The sequence below is a fragment of the bacterium genome, assembly GCA_026414725.1.
Lineage (GTDB): Bacteria > Ratteibacteria > UBA8468 > B48-G9 > JAFGKM01 > JAAYXZ01.
Map to the genome: position 1 here is coordinate 1 of JAOAIL010000036.1, position 5506 is coordinate 5506.

Below are 5506 nucleotides of genomic sequence, written 5' to 3' on the forward strand. Positions count from 1 at the left end.
AGCTTATGCATCTGGAATAAGAAAGGTAATCTTAAAAGATAACCATAGATTATTAAAAAATTTTGTCTATTATTATTTACAGACAGATTTAGTTCAACAAATTATCAAGACACATACTACAGGAGTTACAATAAAACATGCTGGCAAGTCATTAAACTATATTAATATCCCCATTCCACCACTTCCTATACAGCAGAAGATAGTAAAGATTCTTGATACAATTCAGGAAGGGATAGATTTGCAGGAAAAAATTATTGAGAAGACAAAAGAACTTAAAAAATCACTGATGACTGAACTCTTCAGATATGGTGCTCCCTCCTTCAGAAGACACAGGAAATTAAAACAGACAGAAATAGGAGAGATACCAGAGGACTGGGAAGTAGTGAAACTGGGAGAGGTGTGTGAGAAACCACAATATGGAATGACATCCACTTCTTTGATAGAAAAAACCTCTATAAAATTTTTAAGAATTACAGATATCCAAGAAGAAAAAGTCGATTGGGATTTAGTTCCTTATTGTAATTGTCATTCAGAAGATTTTAAAAAATATAGAATAGAAGAAAAAGATATTTTAATAGCACGAATTGGTGCTACTACTGGAAAAAGTTTTTTTGCTAAAAATGTTACTTCAGCCGTCTTTGGTTCTTACTTAATAAAAATAAAACCAAAAGAAAAATTACTTCCTGAATTTTTAAATTGTTACCTTCATACGACTATATATTGGGAACAAATAACATATCAAAAGGGAGGAAAACTTAAAGGAGGTATAAACATCCCCATTTTACAAAATTTAAAAATCACTCTTCCTTCGCTCCCAGAACAAAAAGAGATAGCGGATATATTAAAGGTGGTGGATGAGAAGATAGAGTTTGAAAGGAAGAAAAAGGGACTGTATGAAGAACTATTTAAAAGTTTGCTGAATAAGATAATAAGTGGTGAGATAGATGTGGAGAAAATCAAGATGGAATAAATTATGGCTTATATACTTATGGATGAATCTGGAGATTTGGGTTTTGATTTTTCAAAAAAGAGAACAAGCAATTTTTTTGTTATAACTTTTTTGTTTATTGAAAATAAAAGACCTGTGGAAAAGATAGTTAGGAAGACACATTATGAATTACAAAAAAAATATAAAAGAAAAAGAGGAGAATTACATGCAACTAAGGAAAATATATTAACCCGCCATAGATTATTGAGGAGATTAGCAGAAAAAGATTGTTATATTATGGCAATATATTTAAACAAAAGAAAGGTGTATACAAAATTACAAAATGAAAAAGCAATTCTATATAATTATGTGACTAATATTTTACTTGATAGGATATTTACAAAGAAAGTTTTATCTGACTATAGAAAAATAGAACTAATTGCTTCTAAAAAAGAAACAAATAAATTTTTAAATGAGAATTTTAAAAATTATCTAAATAATCAGATAAAAAACCGTCATAACATTGAATTGGATATAAGCATTAAAACACCTGCTGAGGAAAAAGCATTACAGGCAGTTGATTTTATAAGTTGGTCTATCTTCAGAAAATATGAACATAGAGATGAAAGTTATTATAACATCATTAAAAGTAAAATTATTGAAGAAAACGCTTTATTTAAATAATATAAAAAATGCAAAGCCCAGAACGCTATTTACGAGCAACCATCCGGATGCCCACGTTCTGGGACTTACTTGCTAATATATTTATACTATATATATCATAATTTGTCAAGAGTTGCAGGAGATGACAACATATGTCAACAGCAAACCTTTGTTCCATCTTCTCCTCTCTGGAGAGATGGGATGATAAAAGGAGTAGAGAGAATGGAAAAATATGAAAAGAGGTTGGTTGAGGACTATGTAAGTGAAAAACTAAGAGAAATCGGATGGAGATTTTTTGAACCAGTGGAATTAAAAAGGGAAAGTATAAGAGAACCATTATTGATTGAGAACCTTAAAGAAGCACTTACAAGGATTAACAGAGATAAAGGAATAGGTGAAGGAGAAATTAAAAAAGTAATTGATGAGATTAAACTTCTTCCAAATGAACAGGAGGGTATAAAAAAAATCCTGCATTATCTCAAATATGGCATCGGTATAAAGTTTGAGAAAGAAAGGATTGTTAAAATTATAAATCTTTTTGACTATGAAAATCCTGATAATAATGAGTTTATTTTTTCAAGACAGGTCCATTTTAGAGGTAGTGATTTAATTATTCCTGATATTGTCCTTTATATAAATGGTATCCCTGTATTAGAGATTGAATGTAAGAGTCCGGTAGATTTAAGAACTGACTGGTATATCGGATATGAACAGATTAAACATTATGAAAAAATTGTCCCTGAACTTTACAAGTATATACAGATAGGTATTTCTTTCTGTGAAAAGGTAAGATACTTCCCGGTAGTCCCGTGGAGTGAAGATGTCCCAGTGTATATATGGAAAAAAGATGGACTGCCAGAGGATGAGGCAATTTTTGAGATGCTTACTCCTCATATCCTGATAGATATTTTAAAAAACTTCCTCTTCATAAGAGAGCAATACGGAGAGATTAAAAAAGTTATAGCTAGATATATGCAATACAGGGCTGTTAACAAAATCTATAGCAGGGTTATTGAAAACCTGAAAGGGAAAGAAGTAAAAAATAAAGGACTTATATGGCACTGGCAGGGGTCTGGAAAAACATTAACAATTCTGTTCGCTACCCACAAACTTTATTGTGAAAGATATCTTGAGAACCCTACCATCTTTATTATCGTTGATAGAAAAGAACTTGAAGAACAGATGAAGGAAGAATTATCTTCTCTAAAACTTAATTTTTCTTTTGAGGTAATTGAAAGTGTAGGGTACTTAAAGGAAATCATTAGATATGATAACTTCAGAGGTAAAAGAGGAGTATTTCTAACTTTAATCCATAAGTTTAGACCTGACGAGAAATTTTTACCAGATAGGATACCTGATTCAATATCAGGAAGAAAAAATATTGTCTGTTTTCTTGATGAAGTTCACAGGTCTCAATATGGACTTCTTGCGGCTCGTATGAAAAATACACTTAAGAGTGCCTTTTATTTCGGGTTTACAGGAACACCTATTGCAGAAAATGAAAGAAACACATACAACGAATTTGGTTATCCGTTAAAAGATGAAGGTTATCTTGATAAATATTTCATTGACCAGTCCCAAAAGGACAATTTCACTTTACCACTAGTATATCAGACCCGATTAGAACACCTGCATATGAAAGAGGATGATATTAAGTTGTTCATTGAAAAGTGGGAAGAAGATGAGTTTAAAGGAGATATTGACTTACATCCTGATATAAGTGAAAAAGTCCGTAAACGGCTCAACTATATCAACCTTTTCCTTGAAAAAGATGATAGGATTAAAGCAATCTGTAATGATATCTCCAAGCATTTTAAAGAGAATATAGATGGTAAATTCAAAGGAATGGTAGTATGTGGTAGCAGAAAGGCATGTGTCCTATATAAGAAATATCTGGATTTATATCTGCCACAAAACTATGCGGAAGTTGTTATGAGTTTTGGACTGGACGATAAGGAACCGATAAAGTCGTTTTATAGTGAATGGATAAAAAAATATCCAGGATTTCCAGATGATGAAAAAAGGGTTAAAAATATAGTAGAAAAATTTAAAAACGAGGACTACCCCAAGATTTTAGTTGTTACAGATATGCTAATCACTGGATTTGATGCACCCATATTGCAGGTTATATATCTTGATAAACTGTTAAAAAAACACCGACTTTTACAGACAATAGCCAGGACAAACAGACCTTATAATGATGTTAAAGAAGCAGGAGTTATTATTGACTATGCAGGTATTGTCAAGCATCTGAGATATGCACTGAAGGACTATTATAAAAATGAGATTAAGGGGTTGATAATTGATTTTAATAAACTGTTTAAGGAGTTTGAGAAGTGTATATTAGATATTATGGATATATTCAGAGGAGTAGAACATAAAATTGAAAGAGATGTACTTTTGAAGTGTGTTGATATTCTGAAAGATGATAAAGTAAGAGAGAAATTTTTTGAATATTACAAAAAGGCAAGAAAGATGTTTGAATTGCTTGCTTCAAATCCAGAAAGATTGAAGTATTTAAACGAATTTAAATGGCTTACTGCCGTTTATGACTATTATAGAAAATTAACAGAAGATGAGGAAGAAAAAGAACTGGTTGAGAGATTCTTCCAAAAAACAATAGAGTTTGTCCATAAAAATCTAAAAGTAGATGAAATAGAAAAACCGATAAGGGATTTTAACATTGATTTAAAAACCCTTGAAAAATTTAAAAGCAATATAACATCGTCAGAGAAAGATAAGATTATAAATATCATATTTATCATCTCCAAACTTGTTCTTGTTGAAAAGTCAAAGAACCCTATTTATAAGTCAATTGCTGATAGAGTTACTGAATTGATAAAGAGATGGAAAGAAAGACAGATTGATATTGAAACACTCTTTCAAGAAGAGAAAAAAATAATTACTGAGATAGAGGAAAGAGAAAAAGAAAAAACTAAATTAAAATTTGATAATTTTGATTATGGAATTTTTATGATATTGAAAGAACAGATAAAGGAAGAGGTTAAGTCGTGGGTGCCAATGATAAAAGATGCAATCAAAGAGGATATGATTGATGGATGGGTGGAAAATCCTGCATTAAAGCAAAATATAGAAAAGAAAATGAGAAATATCTGTATTGATATTAAAAATAGATATAACTTATCTTATGAACAGTTTGATACATTACACAAAAGATTGTTTGAGTTTATAAAGGAATATGGAAGTTAAAGATTTCATAGTTATAAAAAGGAATGTTAAGTATCCGAGGATTGAGTTAAAAGGAATCCCTACATTAATTCTACCTTATGGTTATTATGCTAACCCTGAAGAGATTATTGAAAAGCATAAATACTGGATTGAAAAAAAGATGCGGTTCATTAAAGAGATAGAAGAGAAATATAGTGGGAGAAAAATCTGTGAAAGGACAGATGATAAGTTAAAAGAGATTGTTTTGAGATTAGTTAAAAGATATTCTATAAAAATTGGGGTAAGGGTTAATAAAATTACTTTTAGAGATATGAGGTCAAAATGGGGAAGTTGTAATAAGAAAGGAAATATCAATTTTAACTTAAAGTTAAAGTACCTGCCCTATACCCTTATAAAATATGTTGTCTTGCACGAAATGGCTCATCTGATAATTCCAAATCATAAAAAAGAATTCTGGAATTATATAAAAAATGAGTTTAAAAATCCAGAGAGATATGAAGAGATGCTGTATGGCTACTGGTTCTTATGTATTAAGATGCAGGATTGGGAAGGAAGATAGTTAAGGGTGGAGAGTGCAGAAAGGTATCACCCTCACCCTGCCCCTCTCCCCTCTAAGGGAGAGGGAAAATAAAAAATCCTCCCCATACGAGGGGGAGGAAAAATAGGTGGGGGTTATGTTTACATTTCCTTCTCCCTACGGGGGGAGAAGGTGAAGGATGAGGGGGA

At 31.2% G+C, this 5506-nt stretch carries 4 protein-coding genes; all 4 read left to right on the forward strand.

Annotated features, from left to right (window positions below; genetic code table 11):
* Nucleotides 1–970, forward strand: a 970-nt coding sequence (locus N3D17_07535) for a restriction endonuclease subunit S (protein MCX8083217.1), incomplete at its 5' end; no start/stop codon positions are given.
* 3 nt (nt 971–973) lie between these two features.
* A complete protein-coding gene (locus N3D17_07540; GenBank protein ID MCX8083218.1) occupies nt 974–1612 on the forward strand; it encodes a DUF3800 domain-containing protein in 639 nt (212 codons plus the stop codon).
* Nucleotides 1613–1792: 180 nt separating this feature from the next.
* On the forward strand, nt 1793–4801 hold the full coding sequence (locus N3D17_07545) for an HsdR family type I site-specific deoxyribonuclease (protein MCX8083219.1): 3009 nt from the start codon (nt 1793–1795) through the stop codon (nt 4799–4801).
* Nucleotides 4791–5339: a M48 family metallopeptidase gene (locus tag N3D17_07550; GenBank protein MCX8083220.1), complete on the forward strand. Its 549-nt coding sequence runs from the start codon at nt 4791–4793 to the stop codon at nt 5337–5339. Before N3D17_07545 ends, N3D17_07550 begins: the two co-directional genes overlap by 11 nt.
* Nucleotides 5340–5506 lie beyond the last annotated feature (167 nt).

Coding starts and splice junctions, on each gene's coding strand:
- N3D17_07540 (MCX8083218.1), top strand. CDS start 974: ATGGCTTATATACTTATGGATGAATCTGGAGATTTGGGTTTTGATTTT.
- N3D17_07545 (MCX8083219.1), top strand. CDS start 1,793: ATGATAAAAGGAGTAGAGAGAATGGAAAAATATGAAAAGAGGTTGGTT.
- N3D17_07550 (MCX8083220.1), top strand. CDS start 4,791: ATGGAAGTTAAAGATTTCATAGTTATAAAAAGGAATGTTAAGTATCCG.